Below are 24,810 nucleotides of genomic sequence, written 5' to 3' on the forward strand. Positions count from 1 at the left end.
ACAGCCTTTGAATCGGCGCGATTCTGGGCGGGCTACCGGTAGTCGTAGGACCAGTACTCCGAGCAATACTCCGGCAGATCACTCACCACCGGACGGTCAGCACGTGACCGTGACACATTGAACAGGTACCACGGGTCCGATTGCGGGCCGTCGGATCGCACGCAGGCGCGGATGTGCGCCGGCAGGCGGTGCAGTGCGGGATCGATGTCCGACGACAAGCGGGACAGGTATTCGGCATCGAGCGCGCCGGTCTGCTCGAAGCGATCGATGTTGCGATCGGCAACGAGCCGCTCGGGATTGAGTGCCGCCAGACCGAGCAGCGCCACCACCCCGGCCACCAGCACCGCGTGCGGCAACCACCGCCCCGACATTTGTATCCCGGTCGCGGCCACGAGCAGAAACACCACCCCGAGCCACAGTTCGATGGTCACCACCATCACCCGATCGGTGCTGAAGCCATATGCCTGCTGGTACAGCCACATCCGGTGAATGGCCGAGATCACCACGACAACCGAAGTGGCGCACAGGACTCCGACCAGCCCCCGCAGCAGACGCCGGTCGGCCACACCGACACGGCCTGCCACCCGGATCGCCACGGCGAGCACCAGCAGGGTCAGCGCCGACACCCACAGCAGCTGCCAGAAGCCCTGCCGCGCGTATTCGGCGTAGGTCAGCCCTTCGGTTTCCAGCACGTGCGTATGCCCGCCGAACAGCACGGCGGCCTGCACCACCACGAATGTCAGAAACAGCGCGTCGAGCACACCCAGCGGGAGCGCCCACTCCCAGCGCGGCACCGGCTTCATCGGCGCGGGCGCCAGGGCATCCAGGCGCGGCGGGAATCTGGTCAGATAGGCACCGCCCAGGACGAAGGAAACCACGATCCCGAACACCACGACACGTGCGATGGCCTCGCCGCCGTCGAAAGCCGGTACCAGGTTGCCGACGAAATGCGCGAAAGCCGCGTCCGCCGAGGCGAACAACGCGCCGAATACGACCGCCAACACCACGGTGAGGCCGATGACGACGGCGATGCGGCCAGGGTTGGCCACACCCACCCGGCTCGGCAGTCCTCTTCGTACCCACCCGCTCACCCGGGCGGGCAGGGCCCACGCCAGAAGCGGTGCACTGAACACCGCGGTCCACGTGCGCCCGCCGAAAAGCGTGCACCAACCGACGATCCAGGCCGCCATGACGCACAGCACGCCCAGCCATTCGGCCGCCAGCAGCGCGGGCACCGCCAACAACGCCAGGGTCAATGCCATCCCGGCCCACTCGGTGCGGGTGGGCCGGCGCTCGGCGCTGCCGAACACCGCGCCGAACACCATGGTCCCGACGGCCAGGTAGCCGATGCTCAGCACGGTTGGTCGCCACGCCGCCGTCCCGACCAGGCCGACGACCACGGCGAGGATCAGCAGCCGTCGTGACGCCGACGCCAGCGGGTCCAGCGGCCATACCCGCCGCGGCCACACCGTCCATCCGGGCTCGCCCGAACTGGGCAACGCCGGACCGATCAGTGGCGGTATCACGGGCTGTCCCGGATAGGCCGGAACCCCTGGAACCACAGTCGTCATGCCGATGCCTCCCCCGTCGTCATTTCGGGGATGCCGACCCTGATCCGGCATCCCATCCCGGTGTCCATCACTTCGATGACACCGCCGTGTAACTCGACTGCCCATCGCGCAATCGCCAGCCCCAGGCCGGTGCCGCCATCGGAGGTGGCTCCCCGGGTGAACCGCTGGAAGACTCGTTCCCTCTCGGCCGGCGCGATGCCCGGCCCCTGGTCGGCCACCTCCAACCGCAGGCCCGACACCTGACTCGTCGCCAGCACCGTGACGCGATCACCGGGCGAACTGTGCCGAATGGCGTTGTCCACCAGGTTGACCACCACCTGCCGCAACCGCGCCGGGTCGGCGACGGCCTTCAAGTCGGGCGGTGACACCCTGATGACGACCGGTATGTCACTGGCAGATACGGAGACATGCTCGACGGCGTCGTGCAGAAACTCACCAACGTCGAACCGGCTGATCTGCAACGGAATCGCCCCGCCCTCGATTCGCGACAGATCGAGCAGATTCGTCACCAGCTCCCCCAGGCGCTCGGTCTGCGACAGCGCCATCCTCATGGTCGCGGCGTCAGGCTCGACCACACCGTCGACGACGTTCTCCAATACCGCTTGCAGTGCGGTGATGGGAGTTCGCAGCTCGTGGGATACGTTGCCGATCAGTCCGCGCCGGTACTCGTCGGCAGCTTCGAGATCAGTCGCCATCTGGTTGAATGCCGTTGCCAATTGGCCGATTTCGTCGCGCGAGGTGGCGCGTACCCGGAGGCTGTAGTCGCCGCGGGCCATGGCTCGTGCGGCCGCGGTCATCTGCCGTAGCGGTGAGGTCATCCCGTGGGCGAGGAACTGCGTCAGGATCAGCGACGTGGCGAGCGCCGCCAGTAGCGCATACCGGAACTGCCAGCTCGCACCGATCCAGAACGTGAACGAGGCCAGCAGGATCGCTCCGCCCACCAACAGACCGGTCTTGACCTTGAACGACGCGAATGGGTCAAGCGGCCGGGGCAGCCGGTCCCACAGCTCGGTCAGCCAGCCGGCGAAGCTCATCTCGGTATCTCCAGGGCATAACCGACGCCGTGGACCGTGCGGATCAACTCTGACCCCAGCTTGCGCCGCAATGCCTTGACGTGGCTGTCCACCGTGCGGGTCTCCACCTCCGACGCCCAGCCCCAGACGTGTTCCAGCAGCGTCTCGCGAGCCACCGCCGCCCTGGGCCGGCCGGCAAGGAAGGCCAGCAGGTCGAATTCAGTTCGGGTCAGGTGGATCTCCTGATCACCTTGATGGACCCTGCGCTCGGTCAGGTCGATGCGGTAGTCGCCGACCGACAGCGGCTGGTCACCGACTGCCCGATCGACTCGGCGCAACAGGACCCGCACCCGGGCCACCAGTTCGCGCATGCTGAACGGCTTGGTGAGGTAATCGTCGGCACCGACACCCAATCCGATCAGCATGTCCGTCTCGTCGCTGCGGGCGGTCAGCATCAGCACCGGCACCACGCGCTCGGCCTGTATGCGCCGGCATACCTCCAGCCCGTCGAAGCCGGGCAGCATCACGTCGAGCACCACCAGATCCGGCTGGGTCGCTGCGGCGGCGGCCACCGCCGAGGGCCCGTCGACGGCGGTCTCGACCTCGAACGCCTCGGCACGCAACCTGGTGGCCACTGCGGACAGGATCGTCGGCTCGTCGTCGACCACCAGGATTCGCTTCACAGGTCTGAGCGTAAGTCCAGGTTGTGGTGGCTACGGGCAGCGTTTGTGAAGATCTTGTGGAGACCGACACAAATTTGCTGTGGTCGGGTGTCGGCCGATCTGGTTAGGCTGGCCGCGGTCGTTACGCATCTGATGAGGCGGGGGTGAACAGCGGGGTGGACCAGAGCGCGGGATGGTCCGCCGACGACGTGCGCCAGTTTGCCGGAACGGCGTACGCAGCCGGCCAGAAACTCGCGGGCGCTGCGGGGTGGTCCAATACCGGCGCCACCCAGACCTTGCTGTGGGGCGACTTCCAGGGAAGCGGGCGGACACCGTATCGCGTGCAGGTCAACCTGGTGGGCCCGACGTACAAGTGCTCGTGCCCGTCGCGGCAGTTTCCCTGCAAGCACGTGGTCGGCCTGGTGCTGCGCTGGTCCGGCGGCAGTGTGGAAGCTTCGGAGGCCCCGGCAGGCGGTGTCGAGGCGTCCGCGCCGACCTCCCCGAAGCCCCCGCGTGAGGTCAGCGAGAAAGCCATCGCGGCGCGGCAGCGCAGCGTTGCCGAGGGCTTGGAGCAGCTCGACCGATGGATCGAAGATCAGATCCGAAACGGCATTTCCGGGATCAGCACCGATCCGTACGGCGGGTGGTGTGAGCCGATCGCCAAACGCATGGTCGACGCCAAGGCGCCCGGCCTGGCGGGCTGGGTGCGCAGCCTGCCCGGTTACCTCACCCACGACGAGTGGCCGCGGATGATCATCGAGGATCTCGGGTTGATGCGGCTGCTGACCAAGGCCTACCGCACCATCGACACGCTGCCCGAGGAGACTGCCGCCGCGGTGCGCCGGCACATCGGATTCACGGTGTCACGCGCGGAAGTGCTGGCCACCGATCCGGTAACCGACACCTGGCAGGTCCTCGGGTATGCGGAGACGTTGGAAGACCGGTACACCACCCGGCGGATGTGGTTGAGCGGCAGTGCTACCGGGCTGCTGGTCAATGTGCAGTCCACCGCACCCAGCGGTGCCAGCTTCGACAATCGGCTCACCCCGGGGCGCGAGTTCACCGGCGGCGTCCACCTGTATCCCGGCGGGCCGTCGAGCTTCCGCGTCGCGATCCCCGATGGCGACGTGCCGACCGTCCCCATCCAACGCCTCAACGTGGCCGGTACCGGTATCGACGACGCACTCGCCGCCCGCGCCCTGGCACTGGCGGTCGACCCGTGGTTGCTGCGCTATCCCGCGATCGTCACCGCCCGAGCCGTACAGCACAGCAGGCCCAAGCGCCGGCACCTGGCCGATGCGGACGGCAACGCCCTACCGGCGATCTGCGACGACGACCGCTGGGCACGGCTGCAGGCGGGAACCGGTGGACGATTACAGCCGCTGCTGGTCGAGATCACCCCGGACGGTGTCGATCCGCTGGCGATGTTGAACGACGCGGCACCGTCGCGTCTGACCGGGCCGGCGGTGACCGCCCTGTGAGCGACTACCAGCGGATGATCTCCGCGGCGACCGTGGGATTCGGCGCCAGGCCCTTCCCCGAGGGCACCTTTGATCCTCCCGTCGACGGCAGCGTGGCAGCGGTATATGACGCAGGAGATCCCGTGGGATCGGTGTTGCGCGTCGCGGGCCTCTATGCCACCGCACGGCGCGCGGGCCGGCTGCCCGAACGCGTCGAACCGGCCACTGACCCCGCGCCTCCGGAGACTCGGCCGCTGATCACCGACGCGCACGGCTTTCTGATCGAACGCGCTCTCACCGCACGCCCCATACTCGACGGCGCACTCGCCGATATCGCCGCGGCCGGCCTGCGCCTGCCGCCACGGCTGATACCTGAGCTGTTGCGGCTGCAGCAGAGTGGTGTTGTGACGCGAGCACTCTGGGATGCGATCGGCAACTCCGGCCAGTGGTATGCCCTCGAACACTACGGCCGCAACCACCGCGCGCTCCGCCATGTTGTTCAGGGTCGGCCCACGGACTGGCCCAAGGAATCCGACTTCACCCACGGTGACACCGCCAAGCGCCTCGACTGGCTCGCCACTGCTCGCGCGCTCGACCCGGAGCGGGCTCGCGAACTGGTGGCGACGCACTGGTCGACAGAAGACGCCGAGTCCCGGGCAGCCCTGTTGGCGGCGTTCACCTCTCCCGAATATGACGCCGACGAGCCGTTCCTGGAAGCGGCGCTCGACGATCGAGCGGTCACAGTCCGGGCCGCCGCCGTCGCCGTGCTCGGTCGCCGGGACCGCAGCCGCTACCTGGACCGCATGAAAGCGCTTGCCGCACATATCTTCACGGTCAAGAAGTCGATGCTCGGGGTGAAGATCGCCGTACATCCCCTGCCCGGGCCCGACGCCGCCGCGATTCGTGACGGGCTGAGCACCACCAAACCCGAAGCCGTCGTCGCCCGAACCCCGATCACCTTCTGGGCGGAGGTGTTCGGCGCGGTGACACCGGAGAAGGTGGCCCGCGCGCTATACGACACCGATCAGTCCGTGCTGGCCGCATTGACACTCAGTGCACTGCGCGGCAATGACCCAAAGTGGGCGGTCCCGCTGTTACAGCGTTGTTTACCAGACGATTACGGCGCCAGCTATGACCCGGCCACGGCGCATCCGGCGATCTCGGCGGAGATGATTCGCGCGCTCACCCACACCGCGCAGACCGCGCCCCTGGTGCGCATCGTGGCGAGCCTGCCGCGACCGTTCGCCCCCGACGTTGCCGCGGCCCTGTTCGGATCGCTGGCCGGGGCGGGCTGGGGCACGGCGCGTCAACGCCGGGAGGCCGCGGCACACCTCGCCGCCGGGTATCCGCTGGACTGGCTGCCACGTTTGGCGAAGCTCGCCGACCTCACCGCCGACGAAGAACTGCACAAGTTCTACGCCACCATATTCGAACTGCTCACCCTGCGATTCGACCTTGCAAAGGAACTCCGATGACTGACGCGTCCGCCCTCCTGCGCCCGCATGCCGAGCAGCTGTTCTCCGCCGAACTCGCCGCCTTGCGGTCGGCCGACGAGAAGCCCGTGCCACCGAACTGGTTGATGTCTCCGCACGCCGTGGTGCGCTACCTGCTGGGCGGGGAAACCGTTGAGGGCGTCGAGATCACGCCCAAGTACATCGGGCCCCGACGGATCATCGAGGTGGCCGTGGCGACGCTGGCCACCGACCGGGCGCTGCTGCTGCTCGGGGTGCCCGGCACCGCCAAGACCTGGGTGTCGGAGCATCTGGCCGCAGCCGTGACCGGGGATTCGACACTGTTGGTCCAGGGCACCGCGGGCACCGTCGAGGAAGCCGTGCGGTACGGCTGGAACTATGCCCGGCTGATCGCCGAAGGCCCATCCGAGCAGGCACTGGTCCCGTCACCGATCATGACCGCGATGCGCGAAGGCAAGATCGCCCGCCTCGAAGAGCTCACCCGGATCCCGTCAGAGGTGCAGGATGCCCTCATCACGGTGCTCTCCGAAAAGACGCTGCCCGTACCCGAACTCGGCACCGAGGTGCAGGCCACCCAGGGCTTCAACGTGATCGCGACGGCCAACGACCGCGACCGCGGGGTCAACGACCTGTCCTCGGCGTTGCGACGCCGGTTCAACACCGTGGTGCTCCCGCTGCCGGCGAGCCTCGAGGACGAAGTCGAGATCGTCACGCGCCGCGTAGCCGACATCAGCGGATCACTGCAGCTGCCCGAGGTTCCGACTTCGGCCGACGAAATCCGCCGCGTCGTCACGGTTTTCCGCGAGCTTCGCTCCGGATTGACCGCCGACGGCCGCAACAAGCTCAAGCAGCCGTCGGGCACGCTGTCCACCGCCGAGGCGATCTCCGTCGTCACCCAGGGCATCGCGATGTCGGCGCACTTCGGCGACGGGCTGCTGCGGCCGGCCGACACCGCGGCAGGCATCGTCGGTGCGGTCGTCAAGGATCCGGTCAACGACGCGGTGGTGTGGCTGGAGTATCTGGAGGCCGTGGTGCGCGAGCGTGACGGCTGGGCCGACTTCTACCGGGCATCGCGGGACGTGCTGAACTCGTGACCACCCACGTCCTGGGTGTTCGACACCACGGCCCGGGGTCCGCCCGTGCCGTTATGTCCGAGCTGGAGCGGATCCAGCCGGACATCGTGGTGATCGAAGGCCCGGCCGACGCGGACCGGCTCACCACCGACGTCGACCACACCGACATGGTGCCGCCCGTCGCGGTCATGGCCTACGCCGTCGACGATCCCGCGGTGTCGGCGTTCTGGCCGTTCGGCGCGTTCTCCCCCGAATGGCAGGCGCTGTTGTGGGCGGCCCGGCACCAGGTGCCGGTGCGGTTCTGCGACTTACCGGCGGCAACTGTGCTGGCCCAGCACGGCCAGCGGCGTGAGGATGTCTCGCGGGTTCGCGTCGACCCGATCGCGGCGCTCGCCGAGGCGGCGGGCTACGACGATCCCGAACGCTGGTGGGACGATGTGGTGGAATCACGCACGGACGGAACCGGTTTCGAGGCGATCACCGAGGCCATGCGGACGGTGCGGGAGCTCGAGCCCGACGAAGACGATCCGATCGAGCATCAGCGCGAAGCACACATGCGCCAGGTGATCCGTAAAGCGGCCAAGGAATTCGCGACAGTGGTCGTGGTGTGCGGGGCCTGGCATGCACCGGCCTTGGCCGGGAAATTCCCTCCCGCGAGCGCGGATTCGGCTCTGCTCCGCGGCCTGCCGAAGGTCAAGTCGGCGACGGTGTGGGTGCCGTGGACGCATTCGCGGCTGGCCGCAGCCTCGGGTTACGGCGCGGGCGTACGCTCCCCGGGCTGGTATCAGCACGCGTTCCTCGAACAGGAACGCCCGGTGGAAACCTGGCTCACCTTGGCGGCCAGAGCCTTACGCGGCCACGACATCTTCGTGTCCTCGGCGCACGTCATCGAAGGGGTCCGGCTGGCCAACGCGCTGGCCGCGATGCGGGGCCGGGCCCATCCGGGTTTGAGCGAGGTCAACGAGGCCACCGAGGCCGTGCTGTGCGAGGGCTCCGATACCCGGTTCGGCCTGATCGTGCGGGAGCTGGTCGTCGGTGAACGGCTCGGCAGCGTCCCCGAACACCTGCCGATGGTGCCGCTGCTCGCCGACATCACCAAGCAGCAGAAGTCGCTGCGGCTGAAGCCTGACGCCACGGCCAAGCAGGTCACGCTCGACCTGCGCAAGCCGAACGATCTCGCCAAATCCCATTTACTGCACCGGCTCGCCGTCCTCGATATCCCGTGGGGTGAGCCCGAGATCGCCACCGGACAAGGCACGTTCAAGGAACCGTGGACCCTGCAGTGGCTGCCGGAGTTCGCCGTGAAGGTCGTGATTTCGTCGGTGTGGGGCAACACCGTGTACCGCGCCTGCAAGGCCAAACTCGCCGATACCGCTGCGAATGCCACGCATCTGGGTGAAGTCACCGCGGCCATCGAGGCCGCCCTGCTCGGCGGTGTCGACGAGGCCGTGGCACCACTGCTGACCATCCTGGAGAACAAAGCCGCGGTCGACCGGGATCTCACCGAGCTGATGGCAGCCCTGCCCGCGCTGGCCCGCTCACTGCGCTACGGCGATGTGCGTCGCACCGATGCGGGGGCGCTGAGCGAGGTCACCACATCGCTGCTGCGCCGGGTCAATGTCGGCCTGCCCGCGACACTGACCGGGCTGGGTCCGGACGCGGCGGCCGAGATGCTCGCGCACATCAACGCCGTCACAGACACCGTCGATCTGCTCGACGCCGACGTCCGCGGCGAATGGCTGGCCACCATCACGCGGTTGGCCGATCGCGACGACCTGCACGGCAGTCTGATCGGCCGGTTCGTCCGGATCGGTGTCGACGGAGCTATCTTCACCACCACCGAGGCGGCCCGCCGCATGCGCCGCGCCTTGAGCATCGGTGCGCCGGCCGACGAGAAGTCCGCCTGGATCGAGGGTTTCCTGTCGGGCAGCGGTCTGCTGTTGGTGCACGACACCGAACTGCTCTCCGTGATCGACGAATGGCTGACCGGTTTGACGGCAACCGAATTCACCGATGTCCTGCCGCTGGTGCGTCGTACCTTCAGCACTTTCGACGCCGGCATCAAACGCAACATCGGGCACGCGGTGGCCACCGCTGGTTCGGCTGCACACACCGAATTCGACATCGACGCCGATCGCGCCCGCCCCGCGGTGATCGCGGCGGCGGCCATCTTCGCACGGGGGATCACCCATGGCTGACGACACCATGCCCGACGAACGCGACCGCCGGTGGCGGCTGGTGCTGGGGTCGGATGCCGAATCGCTGCCGGCCCTGCAGGCCGGTGACGTCGAGATGGACAAGGCACTGTCGGCGTTGTACGACCGCAAGGGCGGCCTCGGCGGATCGGCACCCAAGGTGGCGCGCTGGTTGGGCGATATCCGAAAGTACTTCCCCAGCACGGTCGTTCAGGTGATGCAGCAGGATGCCATCGAACGACTCAACCTGCGCATGCTTCTGCTCGAACCGGAGATGATGGACAGCATCGTCCCGGACCTGTCGTTGGCCACCACGCTGATCACGCTCGGTGAGGCCATCCCCGACGAATCGAAAGCCTCAGCCCGGGCCCTGGTGCGCAAGGTGGTCGAGGACATCGAACGACGCATAGCCGACGGAACCCGTGCCACGCTGCGCGGCGCACTGTCGCGCAGCGCGCGGACCAACCGTCCGCTTGCCTCCGACATCGACTGGAACCGCACCATTGCCCGCAACCTGAAGACGTTCCAGCCCGATCTGAAGACGATCATCCCCGAACGGCTGGTCGGGTTCCGGCGTGCGGGGCGGTCGGTGACCAAGGACATCGTGCTGGCCATCGACCAGTCCGGCTCGATGGCCGAATCGATCGTGTATTCAGCGGTTTTCGGCGCCGTCATCGCGTCGATGCGGTCCCTGCGCACGTCGCTCGTGGTGTTCGACACCGAGGTCGTCGACCTGACCGATCTGCTCGACGATCCTGTCGACGTGCTGTTCGGCACCCAGCTCGGCGGCGGCACCGACATCAATCGGGCCATCGCCTACTGCCAGACCCTGATCACCCGACCGGCCGACAGCATCTTCGTGCTGATCTCGGATCTCTACGAAGGTGGCGTGCGTGACGAGATGCTGGCGAGGGTCAAGCAACTCGTCGATGCCGGCGTCCAGGTGGTGGTGCTGCTGGCACTGTCCGATTCGGGCGCACCGTCATTCGATCGGGAGATCGCCGCCGACCTGGCCGCCATGGAAGTCCCGGCATTCGCCTGCACCCCCGACGCCTTTCCCGAGTTATTGGCGCTGGCCATCACCAAGGGCGACATCCGCGGCTGGGCCGACCGCACCGGCCTGGCTCAGCGCGGGATGAGCGAGCCCTAGGCGCGCTGACTCGAAACCGAGATGACCTCGCCGGTCAGATAGCTCGAGTAATCACTGGCCAGGTAGGCGATGGTGGTGGCGATCTCCCACGGTTCGGCCGCGCGGCCGAACGCCTCGTCGGACGACAGCCGGTCGAGCAGGGCGGCATCGGCCGAGCGCTCCAGGAACTTGTGTCGCGCGATGCTCGGCGACACCGCGTTGATCCGCACCCCGAATTCGACGGCTTCGATTGCGCTGCACCGGGTCAGCGCCATCACGCCGGCCTTGGCGGCGGCGTAGTGGGACTGTGAGTGCTGCGCGCGCCACCCCAGAACGCTGGCGTTGTTGACGATGACGCCGCCGTGCTCGACCCCGCGGAAGTACCGCAGTGCGGCACGGGTGGCGCGCATGACCGAGTTCAGCGTGACGTTGAGAACCCGGTCCCAATCGTCATCGGTCATGTCGACCAGCGGGGTCTCACCACCGAGGCCGGCGTTGTTCACCAGAACGTCCAGGCGGCCCATCTTTTCGACCGTCGAGGTGATCAGCGCGTCGACCGCCTCGGTGGAGGTCACGTCGCAGACGACGGCCTCGACCCGGCCGAGACCGAGCTCCGCCAGCTGATCGCGGGTCTCGTTCAGGCGCCGCTCGTGGTAGTCGGACACCACGACGTCGGCACCCTCCAACAGGGCCCGGCGTGCGGTCGACGAACCGATACCGGTACCGGCGGCGGCTGTCACCAGGACGACCTTGCCCTTGAGCAGGCCGTGACCCTCGACCTCGTTGGGAGCTACCGAAAGATCTGTCATCCCTTTGCCTCTCGGGGTAGACCGAGCACCCGCTCGGCGATGATGTTGCGCTGAATTTCGTTGGACCCGCCGTAGATGGTGTCCGACCGCGAGAACAGGTACAGCCGCTGCCACTCGTCGAACTCGCCCTCGGGCAGTGTCAGCCCGGCCATACCCTGCACATCCATGGCGATCTCACCGAGCTCGCGATGCCAGTTGGCCCACAGCAGCTTGCTCACGTTGTCCTGGCCGGGCTGCTCGACGTCCATGGTGGCCAGGGCGTAGGACCGCATGGCCTGCAGGCCGGTCCACGACTCGGTCAGCCTTTGGCGGATCAGCGGATCGTCGGCCGCGCCGGTGCGCTTGGCCAGCTCGACCAGATTGGAGTGCTCACGGGCGTAGCGGATCTGCTGCCCCAGCGTGGACACCCCACGCTCGAAGGTCAACGTGCCCATGGCCACCCGCCAGCCGTCACCGGGCTGACCGACCACGAGCGAGGCCTCGGTACGGGCGTCGTCGAAGAACACCTCGTTGAACTCGGAGTCCCCGGTCAGCTGGATGATCGGGCGGATCTCGACGCCCGGCTGATCCAGCGGCACCAGCAGATAGGACAGTCCGGCGTGGCGCTTGGAGCCCTTCTCGGTGCGCGCCACGACGAAGCACCACTGCGCCCAGTGGGCGAGCGACGTCCACACCTTCTGGCCGTTTATCACCCACTCGTCGCCGACCAGCTCGGCCGTCGTCGCCACATTGGCCAGGTCACTGCCGGCGTTGGGCTCGGAGTAACCCTGGCTCCACAGCTCGGTCACGTCGAGAATCTTGGGCAGGAACCGCTGCTGCTGCTCGGGGGTGCCGTACTCGATGAGCGTCGGCCCGAGCAGTTCCTCGCCCAGGTGGTTGACCTTGTCGGGTGCGTTCGCGCGCGCGTACTCCTCGTAGAAGGCGACGCGATGCGCGACCGACAGCCCGCGGCCGCCGTGCTCCACCGGCCAGCCGAGGCAGGTCAATCCCGCTGCGGCGAGATGCTGATTCCACGCCCGCCGCTCTTCGAAGGCTTCGTGTTCACGCCCCGGTCCACCCAGGCCCTTCAGCGCCGCGAATTCGCCAACGAGATTGTCTGCGAGCCACTGCCGGACCTCGGCCCGGAACTCCTGGACCTCTATCACCCCTGTAGGCTAACCTACCAAGCACTTGCTTTGTTAAGGGAGCATCGATGACGAGCGATCGCCGCACCGTTCCAGCGGTGCTGGACCGGGTTGCCGCGCAGTATTCCGACCATGAGGCCCTGGTCAGCGACCATAAGAGCCTCACGTACGCGGAGCTGCGCGCGCACGTACGCCAAGCCGCGGCGGCGATGATCGCGCTCGGCGTCCAGCCCGGCGACCGCGTCGCGATCTGGTCCCCCAACACCTGGCACTGGGTGGTGGCCTGCCTGGCCACCCACTACGCCGGTGCCGAGATGGTGCCGCTCAACACCCGTTACACCGCCAGCGAGGCCACCGACATCCTGGCCCGCACCGAGGCCCCGCTGTTGATCGCCGCCGGCGAGTTCCTGGGCTCGGATCGCGCGTCCGAACTGAATCGCGACGCCCTGCCCGCACTCCGGCACATCGTGCGGGTGCCCATCGAAAAGAATGACGGAACGTGGGACGAGTTCGTCGCGGGCGGGACGGACCTGGAGGCGGTCGATGCGCGCGCCGCAGCGGTAGAGCCCGACGACGTCTCCGACATCCTGTTCACCTCCGGCACCACCGGACGGAGCAAGGGCGTGCGGTGCGCGCACCGCCAGTCGCTCGACGGTTCGGCGGCCTGGGCCGCGTGCGGTGAAGTCACCAGCACCGACCGATACCTCTGCATCAACCCGTTCTTCCACAACTTCGGCTACAAGGCCGGCATCCTGGCCTGCCTGCAGACCGGGGCGACGCTGTACCCGGTGCTGACGTTCAACCCCGAGCAGGCGCTGAGAACGATTGCCGAACAGCGTATTACCGTTCTGCCCGGCCCGCCGACCATCTTCCAGACCCTGCTGGACCACCCGAAGCGCGCAGACTACGACCTGTCCTCACTGCGCTTCTCGGTCACCGGCGCGGCCGTCGTCCCGGTCGTCCTGATCGAGCGCATGCAGTCCGAACTCGACATCGACATCGTGCTGACCGCCTACGGGCTGACCGAGGCCGCTGGATTCGGCACCATGTGCCGCCCCGACGACGACGCCATGACGGTGGCCACCACGTGCGGCCGCCCCATCGCTGATTTCGAACTGCGTCTGGATGATTCGGGTGAGGTGCTGCTGCGCGGGCCGAACGTGATGCTCGGTTACCTCGATGATCCGGCCGCGACGGCCGACGCGATCGACGCCGACGGCTGGCTGCATACCGGCGACATCGGCACGCTCGACGCACGCGGCAACCTGACGATCACCGATCGCCTCAAGGACATGTTCATCTGCGGCGGGTTCAATGTGTACCCGGCCGAGATCGAGCAGGTGCTGGCCCGGTTGGACGGGGTGGCCGAGACGGCGGTGATCGGCGTGCCCGACGAACGGCTCGGCGAGGTCGGTAAGGCCTTCGTGGTGCTCAAGCCTGGCGTGACGCTCGACGAGGCCGCCGTGATCGCCCATACCCGCGAGCATCTGGCGAACTTCAAGGTGCCGCGATCAGTTGAGTTTTTGGATGTGCTGCCGCGGAATCCGGGCGGCAAGGTGATCAAACCGGTGCTGCGCAGCAGAGGGACCCGAGAAGGGGTGCAATGGACCTGACATTCGACGACGAGACCGAGGCCTTTCGGGCCGAGGTCCGCGACTTCCTGACGGCGAACCGGGAACATTTCCCGACCAAGTCGTACGACACCCTCGAAGGCTTCGAGCAGCATCGCCGGTGGGACAAGGTGCTTTTCGACGCCGGGCTGTCGGTGATCGCCTGGCCCAAGGAGTACGGCGGCCGCGACGCCACCCTGCTGCAGTGGGTGGTGTTCGAGGAGGAGTACTTCCACGCCGGCGCTCCCGGCCGGGCCAGTGCCAACGGCACCGCGATGCTGGCACCGACTCTGTTCGCACACGGCACCGAAGAGCAACTCCAGCGCGTGCTTCCCAAAATGGCCAGCGGCGAGGAGATCTGGGCCCAGGCCTGGTCCGAGCCTGAATCCGGCAGCGACCTGGCCTCGCTGCGCTCGACGGCCACCAAGGTCGACGGCGGTTGGAAACTCAACGGGCAGAAGATCTGGAGCTCGCGTGCACCGTTCGGTGAGCGCGGCTTCGGGCTGTTCCGCTCCGACCCGGAGGCACAGCGCCACAAGGGCCTGACCTACTTCATGTTCGATCTCAAGGCCCCCGGGATCACCGTGCGCCCGATCGCCCAGCTCGGGGGTGACACCGGCTTCGGCGAGATCTTCCTCGATGACGTGTTCGTGCCCGACAACGACGTGATCGGCGGCGTCCACGAGGGATGGCGTGCGGCGATGAGCACGTCGAGCAACGAGCGCGGCATGTCGTTGCGCAGCCCGGCCCGCTTCCTGGCGCCTGCGGAACGTCTTGTCGCTCAGTGGAAGTCCAACCCTGACCCGGTCTTCACCGACCGGGTCGCTGACGCCTGGATCAAGGCCCAGGCCTACCGGCTGCACACCTTCGGCACCGTCACCCGCCTGGCCAACGGCGGTGAGCTGGGCGCCGAGTCCTCGGTGACCAAGGTGTTCTGGTCCGACCTGGACGTCGCGCTGCACCAGACCGCACTCGATATGCGCGGAGCTGACGCCGAACTGGTCGATCACCCCGGACGCGAGGAGGAAAATTACTCCTGGACCGAAGGTCTGCTGTTTGCCCTTGGCGGCCCGATCTACGCGGGCACCAACGAAATTCAGCGCAACATCATTGCCGAGCGGCTCCTCGGTTTGCCCCGGGAGGCAAAGTGAACTTCGAGATTGACGAACAGCAGCGGGACTTCGCGGCCAGCATCGATGCGGCACTGAGCGCCGCCGACGTTCCGGCCGCGGTACGAGCGTGGGGCGAGGGTGACACCGGACCCGGCCGCAAGGTGTGGGCACAGCTGACCGATCTGGGCGTCACCGCGCTACTGGTGCCCGAGAAGTACGACGGCATCGACGCCAGCCCTGTCGACCTCGTCGTCGCCTTGGAGCGCTTGGGCTACTGGGCCGTCCCGGGTCCGGTGACCGAGTCGATCGCCGTCGCACCAATCCTGCTCGCGAACGACGAGCGCTCGGGAGCACTGGCCTCCGGCGAGCTCATCGCCACCGTCGCCATGCCTCCGCAGGTGCCGTACGCCGTCAATGCCGACGTCGCGGGGCTGACCTTGCTGGCCGCCGACGGACAGGTCGGCGACGCCACAGTCGGGGCAGGCCACGATTCCGTCGATCCGGCCCGGAAGCTGTTCGACGTCACCGCCTCCGGTGACACCCAGGCCGCCGACACCGCACGCGCTTATGAGCTCGGTGTCCTGGCGACTGCCGCCCAGTTGGTAGGCGCGGGCCAGGCCATGCTGGATCAGTCCGTCGAATACGCCAAGCAGCGCACGCAGTTCGGCCGGATCATCGGCTCTTATCAGGCCATCAAGCACAAGCTTGCCGACGTGCTCATCGCCGTCGAGCTGGCCCGTCCCCTGATCTACGGCGCGGCCCTGTCCCTGGCCGAAGGTTCGCCCGACACCGCCCGCGATGTCAGCGCTGCCAAGGTGGCCGCCGCCGACGCCGCGCTGCTGGCCGCCCGCTCGGCGCTGCAGACCCACGGCGCCATCGGGTTCACCCAGGAACACGACCTGTCCCTGTCACTGCTGCGCGTGCAGGCGTTGCGCAGTGCCTGGGGCGACCCCACCCTGCACCGCCGTCGACTGCTGGAGGCCCTCTGATGAGTGAAGAACGGCAACTACTAAGGGAAACCGTCGCCGCCCTGGTGGACAAGCACGCCTCGCCCGAGGCCGTGCGCACGGCGATGGAATCCGAACGCGGCTACGACGAGAAGCTGTGGGGCCTGCTGTGTGAGCAGGTCGGCGCGGCCGCTCTGGTGGTCCCGGAGGAACTGGGCGGCGCCGGAGGCGAACTCGCCGATGCCGCAGTGGTTCTCGAAGAGCTCGGCAAGGCTCTGGTGCCGACCCCGCTGCTGGGCACCACACTGGCCGAGCTGGCGCTGCTGGCCGTCGGCGAGGACGAGGAAGGCCTCGCTGGGCTTGTTGAGGGCACGTCCATCGGCACCGTGGCCTTCGACGCCGACTACGTCATCAACGGTGACGTGGCCGATGTCGTCATCGGAGCCGACGGCGAAAACCTGACCCGCTGGACCACGTTCACCGCCACACCCAAGTCCACCATGGATCTGACCCGGCGGCTGTCCGCGGTGATCCCCGGGGACACCGCCGTCCTCGGCGCCGATCCCGGCCTGGCCGACACCGCGGCGCTGCTGCTGGCGGCCGAGCAGATCGGTGCCGCGTCACGCTGCCTCGACCTGACCGTCGCCTACACCAAGGACCGGGTGCAGTTCGGCCGCGCCATCGGCAGCTTCCAGGCGCTCAAGCACCGGATGGCCGACCTGTACGTCAAGGTGTCCTCGGCCCGTGCCGTCGTCAACGACGCCATCGCCGCCCCGTCGCCCACCACAGCTTCCCTGGCCCGCTACTTCGCCAGCGAGGCACTGTCGGCAGTGGCTGCCGAGGCCATTCAGCTGCACGGCGGCATCGCCATCACCTGGGAAAGCGACATCCAGCTCTACTTCAAGCGCGCCCACGGCAGTGCCCAGCTGCTCGGACCGCCGCGTGAGCATCTTCGCCGGCTCGAAGCTGAAGTCTTCTAGACCTGTCCAATGTTCGCCGAAACCGCATTCCAGCAGGGGACTACTCGCACTTTCTCTGCCGGAATGCCATTTCGGCGGTCAGATCGGCATTGTTAACCTCACTCCGATGACCGACCACGTCTCCCTGCGCGCCGGAATCCCACCGTTCCACGTCATGGACGTGTGGCTGGCCGCCGACGAGCGCCAGCGCACGCACGGTGACCTGGTCAACCTGTCGGCGGGGCAGCCCAGTGCCGGGGCACCGACGGCGGTGCGCGACGCCGCCGTCGCCGCCCTGCACCAGGGCTCGCTCGGCTACACCGTCGCACTCGGTCTCCCCGAGCTGCGCGCCGAGATCGCCGCGTCGTACCGCAAATACGGCGTCGAGGTCGGCATCGACGAGGTGGTGCTCACCACCGGATCCTCGGGCGGGTTCCTGCTGACGTTCCTGGCCTGTTTCGACGCCGGTGACCGGGTGGCGATCGCCAGTCCCGGCTACCCGTGTTACCGCAACATCCTCACCGCGCTCGGTTGCGAGGTCGTGGAGATCCCGTGCGGTCCCGAAACCCGGTTCCAGCCGACGGTCGCGATGCTCGACGCGCTCGATCCCCCGGTGGCCGGCGTGATCGTCGCCAGCCCGGCCAACCCCACCGGCACCGTCATCCCGCCGGCCGAGTTGGCGGCCATCGCTCGCTGGTGCGACGCGACAGACGTGCGGTTGATCAGCGACGAGGTCTACCACGGCCTGGTCTACCCCGGCGCCCCCGAGACCAGCTGTGCCTGGGAAACCTCACGAAATGCCGTGGTGGTCAACAGCTTCTCGAAGTACTTCGCGATGACCGGGTGGCGGCTGGGCTGGCTGCTGGTGCCCACCGGACTGCAGCGCGCGGTGGACCGGCTCACCGGAAACTTCACCATCTGCCCACCGGCCCTGGCCCAGCATGCCGCGGTGGCCGCGTTCACCCCGGAATCCCTGGCCGAGGCAGATGGCCTGCTGTCGCACTATGCCGACAACCGCACGCTGCTGCTCGACGGGCTGCGCGGCATCGGCATCGATCGCCTGGCCCCGACCGACGGCGCCTTCTACGTGTACGCCGACGTCAGCGATCACACCGAAGACTCCTTGGCCTGGTGCTCACAGCTGTTGGCCGACACCGGCGTCGCGATCGCGCCCGGCATCGACTTCGACACCGTGCGGGGCGGCTCCTATGTTCGGCTGTCGTTCGCCGGGCCGACGAGCGATATCGAAGAGGCGTTGCGCCGCATCGCTGCCTGGTTGCGGTAGATCTACTCTGCGGTCAGCGCTTCGGGCGCTGCGCCGCGTACCAGTCCAGCAGGTCCGGGTTGTCGACCGCACTGCGCTCGACGACCTTGGCCGCATCGGCGCCCTGGAACAGCTTCTTGATCGGGACTTCGAGTTTCTTGCCGGTGCGGGTGTGCGGGATGCCCGGGGCGACGAGGATGTCGTCGGGTACGTGGCGCGGGGAGACCTCGGTGCGGATGGTCTGAATGATCTTGTCCCGCACCGCCTCCGTGAGTTCGACGCCTTCGGCCAGCACCACGAACAGCGGCATCCAGTAGCCGCCGTCAGGCTGTTCGGCCCCGATCACCAGGGCCTCGGCGATCTCGGGCAGCCGTTCCACCGACTGGTAGATGTCGGCGCTGCCCATGCGGATGCCGTTGCGGTTCAACGTGGAGTCCGACCGCCCGTGCACGACGACGCTGTCGTGGTCGGTGATGGTGATCCAGTCGCCGTGCCGCCACACGCCCGGGAACATCTCGAAATAGGCGTCGCGGTAACGGGATCCGTCAGCGTCGTTCCAGAAGCCGATCGGCATCGAGGGCAGCGGCTTGGTGATCACCAGCTCGCCGACCTCCCCGCGGACCGGATTGCCCGACTCGTCCCAGGCATCCACGGCCGCGCCGAGATAACGCGCCGACAGCTCGCCCGGCCACACAGGAACGGTCGGCGCACCACCGATGAACGCCGACACCACGTCGGTGCCGCCGCTGATCGAGGCGACCTGAACCCGCTCACCGACGTTGTCGCGCAACCACAGCGCCGACGACGGCGGCAGCGACGATCCGGTGATGCCCACGGTTTTCAGTGCCGACAAGTCGTGCTCGTCGCGGGGCACCGCGCCGGCCTTCGCACAGGCCAGCACATAACCGGGGCTGGTTCCCAGAACCGTCGCATGCACGGTCGCGGCGATGTTCCACAGGGCATCGGCCGTCGGATACGTCGGGCTGCCCTCGTAACAGACGATGGTGGCCCCGACCAGCAGCCCTGCCACCTGGAAGTTCCACATCATCCAGCTCGGGCTGGTGTACCAGAAGAACGTGTCGTCAGGGCCGATGTCGGACTGCAGCGACACCGCCTTGAGGTGTTCGAGCAGCACACCGCCGTGGCCGTGCATGATGCCCTTCGGCAGGCCGGTGGTGCCCGACGAGTACAGGACCCACAGTGGGTGATCGAAATCGACCGGTGTCGTGGCCAATTCGGCCTTGCCGGCCGTCGCCGACTCCCAGTCCAGCCAATCCTCGCGGGCCGCACCGAGCCGGGACACCAGCACCGAGGCCTTCAGCGTGGGCAGGCCGTCGCGCACCGCGGCGATGTCTGCGCTCTTGTCGTGGGACTTGCCCCCGAAGCGGTAGCCGTCGGCGGTGACCAACACGGTCGGCTCCAACTGGCCGAGCCGGTCCAGCGCCGCCTTGGCGGTGTAGTCCTGGCCGCAGGCACTCCAGATCGCGCCGATGCTGGCGGTGGCCAGGAAGGCGATGATGGCCTCGGCGATGTTGGGCAGGTAGCCGACCACCCGGTCCCCCGGCTGCACTCCGAGCGACCGCAGGGTATGCGCGAAAGCCGCCGTGCGGCGCAGCAATTCGGCCCAGGCCAGCTCAGTGACCTCGCCGCCTTCGGCGACCGTGAGGATGGCGGGCCGGTCGGTGCGAGCCTGACGGGCGATCTGGTCGACGTAGTTGAGCCGGGCACCGGGAAACCACCGGACGCCGGGCATCTGGTCGCCGGAGAGCACCTGCTCCGGCCGGTCACCCAGGTCGAAGTAGTCCCAGAGTGCACCCCAGAACGCCGCCGGATCATCGACGGACCACTGCCACAGACTCTGATAGTCGGGGGCGCTGATTCCGGTGCGGGATTCGACGAACCGGGCGAAGTCGGTGACCCGGGCGGCCTCGATACCTTCCGGAGTCGGTTCCCACTGCGGTTCATTCATCGTGCGCTCCACCCACCATCCATCGTGTACGACGCCCCGGTCACCATCCGGGCATTCGGCGACGCCAGCCAACCTACCAACGCGCCGACCTCTTCCGGCTCGACCAATTGCTTGACCGCGCTTTCCTTGAGCAGTACGTCGGCCAGCACATCCTGCTCGGGAATGCCGTGGATGCGTGCCTGATCGGCGATCTGCTTGGTCACCAGCGGAGTGCGCACGTAGCCGGGATTGACGCAATTGCTCGTCACCCCGTGCGGGCCGCCCTCCAGCGCGGTCACCTTCGACAGGCCCTCCAGCGCATGTTTGGCCGTGACGTAACCGGACTTGAACTCCGAGGCGCGAAGCCCATGGACCGAGGAGATGTTGACGACACGACCGAACCCCTGGGCATACATGTGCGGCAGGGCCGCGCGGATCAACAGGAACGGCGCCTCGACCATCAACGTCATCAGCATCCGGAACCGCTCGGGCGGAAACTCCTGGATCGGGTGGATGCTCTGCACCCCGGCGTTGTTCACCAGGATGTCGCAGTCCAGTTGCAGCGCCTCCAGGGCTCCCACGTCGAGAAGATCGACCGCCCAGGACTTTCCACCGATCTCGTCGGCCACGGCAGCCGCAGCGGGTCCGTTGATGTCGGCCACCGTAACCACCGCCCCGCGAGCCGCGAGCTCGCGGGCACAGGCCGCACCGATCCCACTCGCCGCCCCGGTGACCAGGGCTGTGCGGCCGGCCAGATCGCTCATGCCGCGGACCGTTGCAGGTCGGCCGCGTCGATGTCGGCCAGGTCCACACCCTTGGTCTCACGGGTGAACGCCAGCGCGATCAGCGTCACCAGCGCGGCCAGCGCGAGGTACACCGCGATCGGCACCGAGGAGGCGTAGGTCTTCAGCAACCACACGGCGATGATCGGGGCCAGCGAACCGGCAGCGATCGACGTGACCTGATAGCCAAGGGAGACACCGGAATACCGCATCCGGGTGGGGAACATCTCGGACATCAGCGCGGGCTGCGGCGCATACATCAGGGCATGGATCACCAGGCCCAGCGTGATCGCCCCGATCACCGGCAGGTACTGACCGCTGTCCATCATCGGATAGGCGAAGAAGCCCCAGCAGGCTGCGCCTACGGCGCCGACGAAGTACACCGGGCGACGGCCGTAACGGTCCGACAGCGCCCCGACCGTCGGGATGGCCACCAGGTGCACGGTGTGGGCGATGAGCAGCCACCACAGGATGTCGCTGGTATCGGAGTGCACATGCTCCTTGAGATAGGTGATCGAGAACGTGACCACCAGGTAGTACATGATGTTCTCGCCGAAACGCAGGCCCATCGCGGTGAACACCCCACGCGGATAGCGCTTGAGCACCTCGATCGCGCTGAACGAGCTGGCCTTGATCTGCTCGGCTTCCTGTTGGGCCGCAACGAAAATCGGTGCATCGGTGACCTTGGTTCGGATGTAATAGCCGATCAGCACCACCACCGCCGACAGCCAGAACGCCACCCGCCAACCCCAGGACAGGAACGCATCGGCGCTGAGCAGCCCGTTGAGGAGCAGCAACACCACGGTGGCGAGCATGTTGCCCACCGGCACGCCGGCCTGCGGCCAACTGGCCCAGAACCCCCGCGACCGGTTCGGGCTGTGCTCGGCCACCAGCAACACCGCGCCGCCCCACTCGCCGCCGACGGCGAAACCCTGCAGGAAGCGCAGGATCACCAGCAGGATGGGAGCCAGGTAGCCGATCTGTGCGTAGGTCGGTAGGCAGCCCATCAGGAACGTGGCCAGGCCGACGAGTATCAAGCTGAACTGCAGTAGCTTCTTGCGCCCGAACTTGTCGCCGTAATGCCCGAACACGAGGCCGCCGAGCGGGCGGGCCAGGAAGCCGATGGCATACGTGCCGAAGGCCGCCATGATGGCGTCCAGCTCATTGCCGCCCTGCGGGAAGAACAACTTGTTGAACACCAGGGTGGCGGCGGTTCCGTACAGGAAGAACTCGTACCACTCGACCACCGTGCCCGCCATCGAGGCGGCGACGACGCGGCGCAAACCGGTCGTATTGGGCGCGCTCATCCGCGGCTCTCCTTCTGGGCTTGATATGACCTGGACCACAATCCCTCGGTGAGTATTCATGCACGCCGAAGCGTCCGCAATGGGTAAAACCGCACCAACAGTCTGCAAAAATGCAGATATGGATGGTGCGCAAAGGCCCGGCCGCCCGAGCGCGGACGATCTGCTCGTCCTACTGGCGGTCGGGCGGTCCGGCCGCTACACCGCGGCCGCCGATGAGCTGGGCATCAACCACACCACGATCTCGCGCCGCATCGCCGCGCTCGAGCAGGCCATCGGGGGCCGGGTGCTGACCCGGGCCGGCGGCGGGTGGGAACTCACCGACCTCGGCCGCGAGGCACTGGCCGCCGCCGAAGCCGTCGAGTCCGCGGTGTCCGCGCTGGGCGCCTCCGGGGCCCGGCAACTCGAGGGCGTGGTGCGGATCTCGGCAACCGACGGCTTCAGCGCGTACATCGCCGCGCCCGCGGCGGCCCAGGTGCAACGTCGTCACCCCCGACTGACGGTCGAGATCGTGACCGCCACCCGGCGTGCCTCCCAACAGCGTTCGAGCCTGGACCTCGAGATCGTCGTGGGGGCGCCGCAGGTTCGGCGCGCCGAGGCGATCCGACTGGGTGACTACTGCCTGGGTCTCTACGGCTCACGGGACTACCTCGCCGAGCACGGCACCCCGGCCGACGTCGCGGACCTCGCACGCTTCCCGCTGGTCTACTTCATCGACTCGATGCTGCAGGTCGACGATTTGGACATGGCCACCAGCTTTGCGCCCACCATGCGCGAATCGGTGACGTCGACCAACGTGTTCGTCCACGTCGAGGCCACCCGCGCCGCGGCGGGCCTTGGCCTGCTGCCGTGTTTCATGGCCGACCGGCACGAGGACCTGGTGCGGGTACTGCCCGCAGAGCTGTCGGTTCGGTTGAGCTATTGGCTGGTGGCCCGGGCCGAAACGCTGCGCCGGCCGGTGGTGGCAGCGGTGGTCGAAGCCATCCACGACCGGATGTCCGACCAACAGGACGTGCTGTTGGGCACTCGCTGATGCAGAGTGAGCGGTATGCCATTCATCGAGCACGATCGCGGGCGGGCCTACTACCGGCACTGGGCCGTACCCGAACCCCGCGCGGCCGTCGTCTTCCTGCACGGGTTCGGTGAACACGGCGGGGTCTACCACCGCTACGGTTTCGCACTCAACGCCGCCGGCATCGACCTGTGGGCGGTCGACCAGTTCGGGCACGGCCTGACCCCGGGGACGCGCGGGGATTTCGGCTCGATCGAGGACAGTTCGTCGCTGGCCGAGGCGCTCACCGTGCTCGCCGAGCGTGAGACCCCGGACATCCCGCTGGTGGCACAAGGACATTCATTCGGGTCGGTGGTGACGCTGTTCCGGCTTCTCGGTCAACCCGACCGCTACCGAGCCGGCATCATCTCCGGCGCCCCGCTGGTCCCGATACCCGAAATGCTCGACAAGGACACGTCATTGGACCTGGACCCGAGCTGGCTCTCGTCGGATCCGTTCTACCTGGACGCCCTCGAAAACGACCCGTTGGCCTTCGTCGACGCCGACGGGGCCGCGCTCACCCGCGAGCTGGACCGGGCCTGGGACCGCTTCGGCGCAGAACTGCCCAAGCTCACGGTGCCCACCCTGGCGCTGCACGGCTCGGCCGACGTGATCGCCCCGGCCGACGCGGTCAAGGCCTATTCGGGACAGATAGAACCCTTGCAGTTCAAGGAATTTCCGGGCAGACGCCATGACATCCTCAACGAGGATGTGCACCGCGAGGTGGCGACGGACATCGTGGCGTTCATCGACGCGCAGATCGGCTAACGCCGCGCCTCGTACCCCGCGGTGAGCCAGTAGACAGTCCGGTCGAGGCTGGGCAGGATCTCGGTGATCGCGATCTCGCCCGCGGTGAACCGGCCGACCAGCCCGAAGACCAGGCTCATCAGGATGGTGTCGAGGTCGTGCACGAACTCCTCGTCGACCCCGGCCAGGATCGACAGGCCCGCGGGAACCACCGCGTCGAGCCCACGGCGCTCCAGCCGGTCCCCACCCGGTGCCGCCCTCGCCCGCGAGTATGCCCTGAGCATGTCGGGGTGCTTCTCCCACGGCTCGAAGATCGTGCGGAACATCCGCATCAGCGCCTCGTACAGCGACTCCCCCGGTGCGCGCGTCTGACCGGCCACACCCGAGTACCGGTTCTCCGCCATCCACGAATCAAGCGCGGCCAGGATCAACTCGTCGCGGGTGGAGTAGCGCTTGTAGATCGTGGCCAGCGAGGTCTTGGCCCGGCGCGCCACCTCCCGCAGTTGCACGGCCTCGTAGCCCTCGGACTCGAGTATCTCCACGACGATGTCGAGGATCCGATCACGCTCATCTGCCAC

The 24,810-nt window shown here is 67.7% G+C and carries 21 protein-coding genes; 12 read left to right on the forward strand and 9 right to left on the reverse strand.

The window, feature by feature from the left end:
- Window positions 1–32: 32 nt before the first annotated feature.
- The 3 genes from BN2156_RS29800 to BN2156_RS29810 are packed head-to-tail and all read right to left on the reverse strand — an operon-like array spanning window position 33 to window position 3,267.
- Entirely contained in the window at window positions 33–1,571 is a 1,539-nt protein-coding gene (locus BN2156_RS29800; protein WP_090518431.1) for a DUF4153 domain-containing protein, read from the reverse strand.
- A complete protein-coding gene (locus BN2156_RS29805; protein WP_065460879.1) occupies window positions 1,568–2,587 on the reverse strand; it encodes a HAMP domain-containing sensor histidine kinase in 1,020 nt (339 codons plus the stop codon). The genes BN2156_RS29800 and BN2156_RS29805 overlap by 4 nt, the downstream gene beginning before the upstream one ends.
- 14 nt (window positions 2,588–2,601) lie before the next feature.
- Complete coding sequence (locus tag BN2156_RS29810; RefSeq protein ID WP_065460828.1) at window positions 2,602–3,267, reverse strand: response regulator; 666 nt, start codon at window positions 3,265–3,267, stop codon at window positions 2,602–2,604.
- Between the two features lie 143 nt (window positions 3,268–3,410).
- Between BN2156_RS29810 and BN2156_RS29815 the strand changes: the two genes are divergently transcribed.
- Genes BN2156_RS29815 through BN2156_RS29835 form a run of 5 tightly spaced genes read left to right on the forward strand, consistent with a single transcriptional unit; the run spans window position 3,411 to window position 10,596 of the window.
- Entirely contained in the window at window positions 3,411–4,727 is a 1,317-nt protein-coding gene (locus BN2156_RS29815; RefSeq protein ID WP_090518432.1) for an SWIM zinc finger family protein, read from the forward strand.
- Complete coding sequence (locus tag BN2156_RS29820; protein ID WP_090518433.1) at window positions 4,724–6,181, forward strand: DUF5691 domain-containing protein; 1,458 nt, start codon at window positions 4,724–4,726, stop codon at window positions 6,179–6,181. Before BN2156_RS29815 ends, BN2156_RS29820 begins: the two co-directional genes overlap by 4 nt.
- Window positions 6,178–7,272, forward strand: coding sequence for an ATP-binding protein (locus BN2156_RS29825; RefSeq protein ID WP_090518434.1), 1,095 nt, complete (start codon window positions 6,178–6,180; stop codon window positions 7,270–7,272). Before BN2156_RS29820 ends, BN2156_RS29825 begins: the two co-directional genes overlap by 4 nt.
- A gap of 53 nt (window positions 7,273–7,325) precedes the next feature.
- Window positions 7,326–9,449 (forward strand): DUF5682 family protein, encoded by a 2,124-nt coding sequence (locus tag BN2156_RS29830; protein WP_220096223.1) that lies wholly within the window; start codon window positions 7,326–7,328, stop codon window positions 9,447–9,449.
- The gene (locus BN2156_RS29835) at window positions 9,442–10,596 is read left to right on the forward strand and encodes a VWA domain-containing protein (protein ID WP_090518436.1); all 1,155 of its coding nucleotides are present in this window, start codon (window positions 9,442–9,444) and stop codon (window positions 10,594–10,596) included. The genes BN2156_RS29830 and BN2156_RS29835 overlap by 8 nt, the downstream gene beginning before the upstream one ends.
- Here BN2156_RS29835 and ipdF read toward each other — a convergent pair.
- Window positions 10,593–11,384 carry a (5R,7aS)-5-hydroxy-7a-methyl-1-oxo-2,3,5,6,7,7a-hexahydro-1H-indene-carboxyl-CoA reductase gene (gene ipdF, locus BN2156_RS29840; protein WP_090518437.1) on the reverse strand — a complete coding sequence of 264 codons (792 nt, stop codon included), beginning with the start codon at window positions 11,382–11,384 and terminating at the stop codon, window positions 10,593–10,595. The genes BN2156_RS29835 and ipdF overlap by 4 nt on opposite strands.
- Window positions 11,381–12,529 carry an acyl-CoA dehydrogenase IpdE1 gene (gene ipdE1 / locus BN2156_RS29845; protein WP_090518438.1) on the reverse strand — a complete coding sequence of 383 codons (1,149 nt, stop codon included), beginning with the start codon at window positions 12,527–12,529 and terminating at the stop codon, window positions 11,381–11,383. Before ipdE1 ends, ipdF begins: the two co-directional genes overlap by 4 nt.
- Before the next feature lie 47 nt (window positions 12,530–12,576).
- Here ipdE1 and fadD3 point away from each other — a divergent pair, with 47 nt between their 5' ends.
- From fadD3 to BN2156_RS29870, 5 genes are all read left to right on the forward strand, one after another.
- Window positions 12,577–14,121, forward strand: a complete 1,545-nt coding sequence (fadD3, locus tag BN2156_RS29850; protein WP_090518439.1) for a 3-((3aS,4S,7aS)-7a-methyl-1,5-dioxo-octahydro-1H-inden-4-yl)propanoate--CoA ligase FadD3 — start codon at window positions 12,577–12,579, stop codon at window positions 14,119–14,121.
- A complete protein-coding gene (locus BN2156_RS29855) occupies window positions 14,112–15,269 on the forward strand; it encodes an acyl-CoA dehydrogenase family protein (RefSeq protein ID WP_090518440.1) in 1,158 nt (385 codons plus the stop codon). The genes fadD3 and BN2156_RS29855 overlap by 10 nt, the downstream gene beginning before the upstream one ends.
- The gene (locus tag BN2156_RS29860; RefSeq protein WP_090518441.1) at window positions 15,266–16,219 is read left to right on the forward strand and encodes an acyl-CoA dehydrogenase family protein; all 954 of its coding nucleotides are present in this window, start codon (window positions 15,266–15,268) and stop codon (window positions 16,217–16,219) included. The genes BN2156_RS29855 and BN2156_RS29860 overlap by 4 nt, the downstream gene beginning before the upstream one ends.
- On the forward strand, window positions 16,219–17,157 hold the full coding sequence (gene ipdE2 / locus BN2156_RS29865) for an acyl-CoA dehydrogenase IpdE2 (protein WP_090518442.1): 939 nt from the start codon (window positions 16,219–16,221) through the stop codon (window positions 17,155–17,157). Before BN2156_RS29860 ends, ipdE2 begins: the two co-directional genes overlap by 1 nt.
- 106 nt (window positions 17,158–17,263) lie before the next feature.
- Window positions 17,264–18,421: a pyridoxal phosphate-dependent aminotransferase gene (locus BN2156_RS29870; RefSeq protein WP_090518443.1), complete on the forward strand. Its 1,158-nt coding sequence runs from the start codon at window positions 17,264–17,266 to the stop codon at window positions 18,419–18,421.
- Window positions 18,422–18,434: 13 nt separating this feature from the next.
- Here BN2156_RS29870 and BN2156_RS29875 read toward each other — a convergent pair whose 3' ends face one another.
- From BN2156_RS29875 to BN2156_RS29885, 3 genes are read right to left on the reverse strand one after another with little or no spacing between them, the layout of a single operon-like run.
- Window positions 18,435–20,369: an acetoacetate--CoA ligase gene (locus tag BN2156_RS29875; RefSeq protein WP_090518656.1), complete on the reverse strand. Its 1,935-nt coding sequence runs from the start codon at window positions 20,367–20,369 to the stop codon at window positions 18,435–18,437.
- A complete protein-coding gene (locus BN2156_RS29880) occupies window positions 20,366–21,112 on the reverse strand; it encodes a 3-hydroxybutyrate dehydrogenase (RefSeq protein WP_090518444.1) in 747 nt (248 codons plus the stop codon). Before BN2156_RS29880 ends, BN2156_RS29875 begins: the two co-directional genes overlap by 4 nt.
- A complete protein-coding gene (locus tag BN2156_RS29885; RefSeq protein WP_090518445.1) occupies window positions 21,109–22,437 on the reverse strand; it encodes an MFS transporter in 1,329 nt (442 codons plus the stop codon). Before BN2156_RS29885 ends, BN2156_RS29880 begins: the two co-directional genes overlap by 4 nt.
- Window positions 22,438–22,555: 118 nt before the next feature.
- On the opposite strand from BN2156_RS29885, the gene BN2156_RS29890 reads away from it, so the two are divergent.
- Window positions 22,556–23,467, forward strand: a complete 912-nt coding sequence (locus BN2156_RS29890) for a LysR family transcriptional regulator (protein WP_090518446.1) — start codon at window positions 22,556–22,558, stop codon at window positions 23,465–23,467.
- 15 nt (window positions 23,468–23,482) lie between these two features.
- Window positions 23,483–24,253 (forward strand): alpha/beta hydrolase, encoded by a 771-nt coding sequence (locus BN2156_RS29895; RefSeq protein WP_090518447.1) that lies wholly within the window; start codon window positions 23,483–23,485, stop codon window positions 24,251–24,253.
- Here BN2156_RS29895 and BN2156_RS29900 read toward each other — a convergent pair.
- The gene (locus BN2156_RS29900; RefSeq protein WP_090518448.1) at window positions 24,250–24,810 is read right to left on the reverse strand and encodes a TetR/AcrR family transcriptional regulator; all 561 of its coding nucleotides are present in this window, start codon (window positions 24,808–24,810) and stop codon (window positions 24,250–24,252) included. The genes BN2156_RS29895 and BN2156_RS29900 overlap by 4 nt on opposite strands.

The organism is Mycolicibacterium neworleansense (genome assembly GCF_001245615.1).
In the GTDB taxonomy this organism is placed as follows: domain Bacteria; phylum Actinomycetota; class Actinomycetes; order Mycobacteriales; family Mycobacteriaceae; genus Mycobacterium; species Mycobacterium neworleansense.

What these genes read in the sequence shown, in the direction of transcription:
- BN2156_RS29800 (WP_090518431.1), bottom strand. Translation starts at nt 1,571, where the DNA reads ATGACGACTGTGGTTCCAGGGGTTCCGGCCTATCCGGGACAGCCCGTG.
- BN2156_RS29825 (WP_090518434.1), top strand. Translation starts at nt 6,178, where the DNA reads ATGACTGACGCGTCCGCCCTCCTGCGCCCGCATGCCGAGCAGCTGTTC.
- BN2156_RS29830 (WP_220096223.1), top strand. Translation starts at nt 7,326, where the DNA reads ATGTCCGAGCTGGAGCGGATCCAGCCGGACATCGTGGTGATCGAAGGC.
- BN2156_RS29835 (WP_090518436.1), top strand. Translation starts at nt 9,442, where the DNA reads ATGGCTGACGACACCATGCCCGACGAACGCGACCGCCGGTGGCGGCTG.
- ipdF (WP_090518437.1), bottom strand. Translation starts at nt 11,384, where the DNA reads ATGACAGATCTTTCGGTAGCTCCCAACGAGGTCGAGGGTCACGGCCTG.
- fadD3 (WP_090518439.1), top strand. Translation starts at nt 12,577, where the DNA reads ATGACGAGCGATCGCCGCACCGTTCCAGCGGTGCTGGACCGGGTTGCC.
- BN2156_RS29855 (WP_090518440.1), top strand. Translation starts at nt 14,112, where the DNA reads ATGGACCTGACATTCGACGACGAGACCGAGGCCTTTCGGGCCGAGGTC.
- ipdE2 (WP_090518442.1), top strand. Translation starts at nt 16,219, where the DNA reads ATGAGTGAAGAACGGCAACTACTAAGGGAAACCGTCGCCGCCCTGGTG.
- BN2156_RS29870 (WP_090518443.1), top strand. Translation starts at nt 17,264, where the DNA reads ATGACCGACCACGTCTCCCTGCGCGCCGGAATCCCACCGTTCCACGTC.
- BN2156_RS29875 (WP_090518656.1), bottom strand. Translation starts at nt 20,369, where the DNA reads ATGAATGAACCGCAGTGGGAACCGACTCCGGAAGGTATCGAGGCCGCC.
- BN2156_RS29880 (WP_090518444.1), bottom strand. Translation starts at nt 21,112, where the DNA reads ATGAGCGATCTGGCCGGCCGCACAGCCCTGGTCACCGGGGCGGCGAGT.
- BN2156_RS29885 (WP_090518445.1), bottom strand. Translation starts at nt 22,437, where the DNA reads ATGAGCGCGCCCAATACGACCGGTTTGCGCCGCGTCGTCGCCGCCTCG.
- BN2156_RS29890 (WP_090518446.1), top strand. Translation starts at nt 22,556, where the DNA reads ATGGATGGTGCGCAAAGGCCCGGCCGCCCGAGCGCGGACGATCTGCTC.
- BN2156_RS29895 (WP_090518447.1), top strand. Translation starts at nt 23,483, where the DNA reads ATGCCATTCATCGAGCACGATCGCGGGCGGGCCTACTACCGGCACTGG.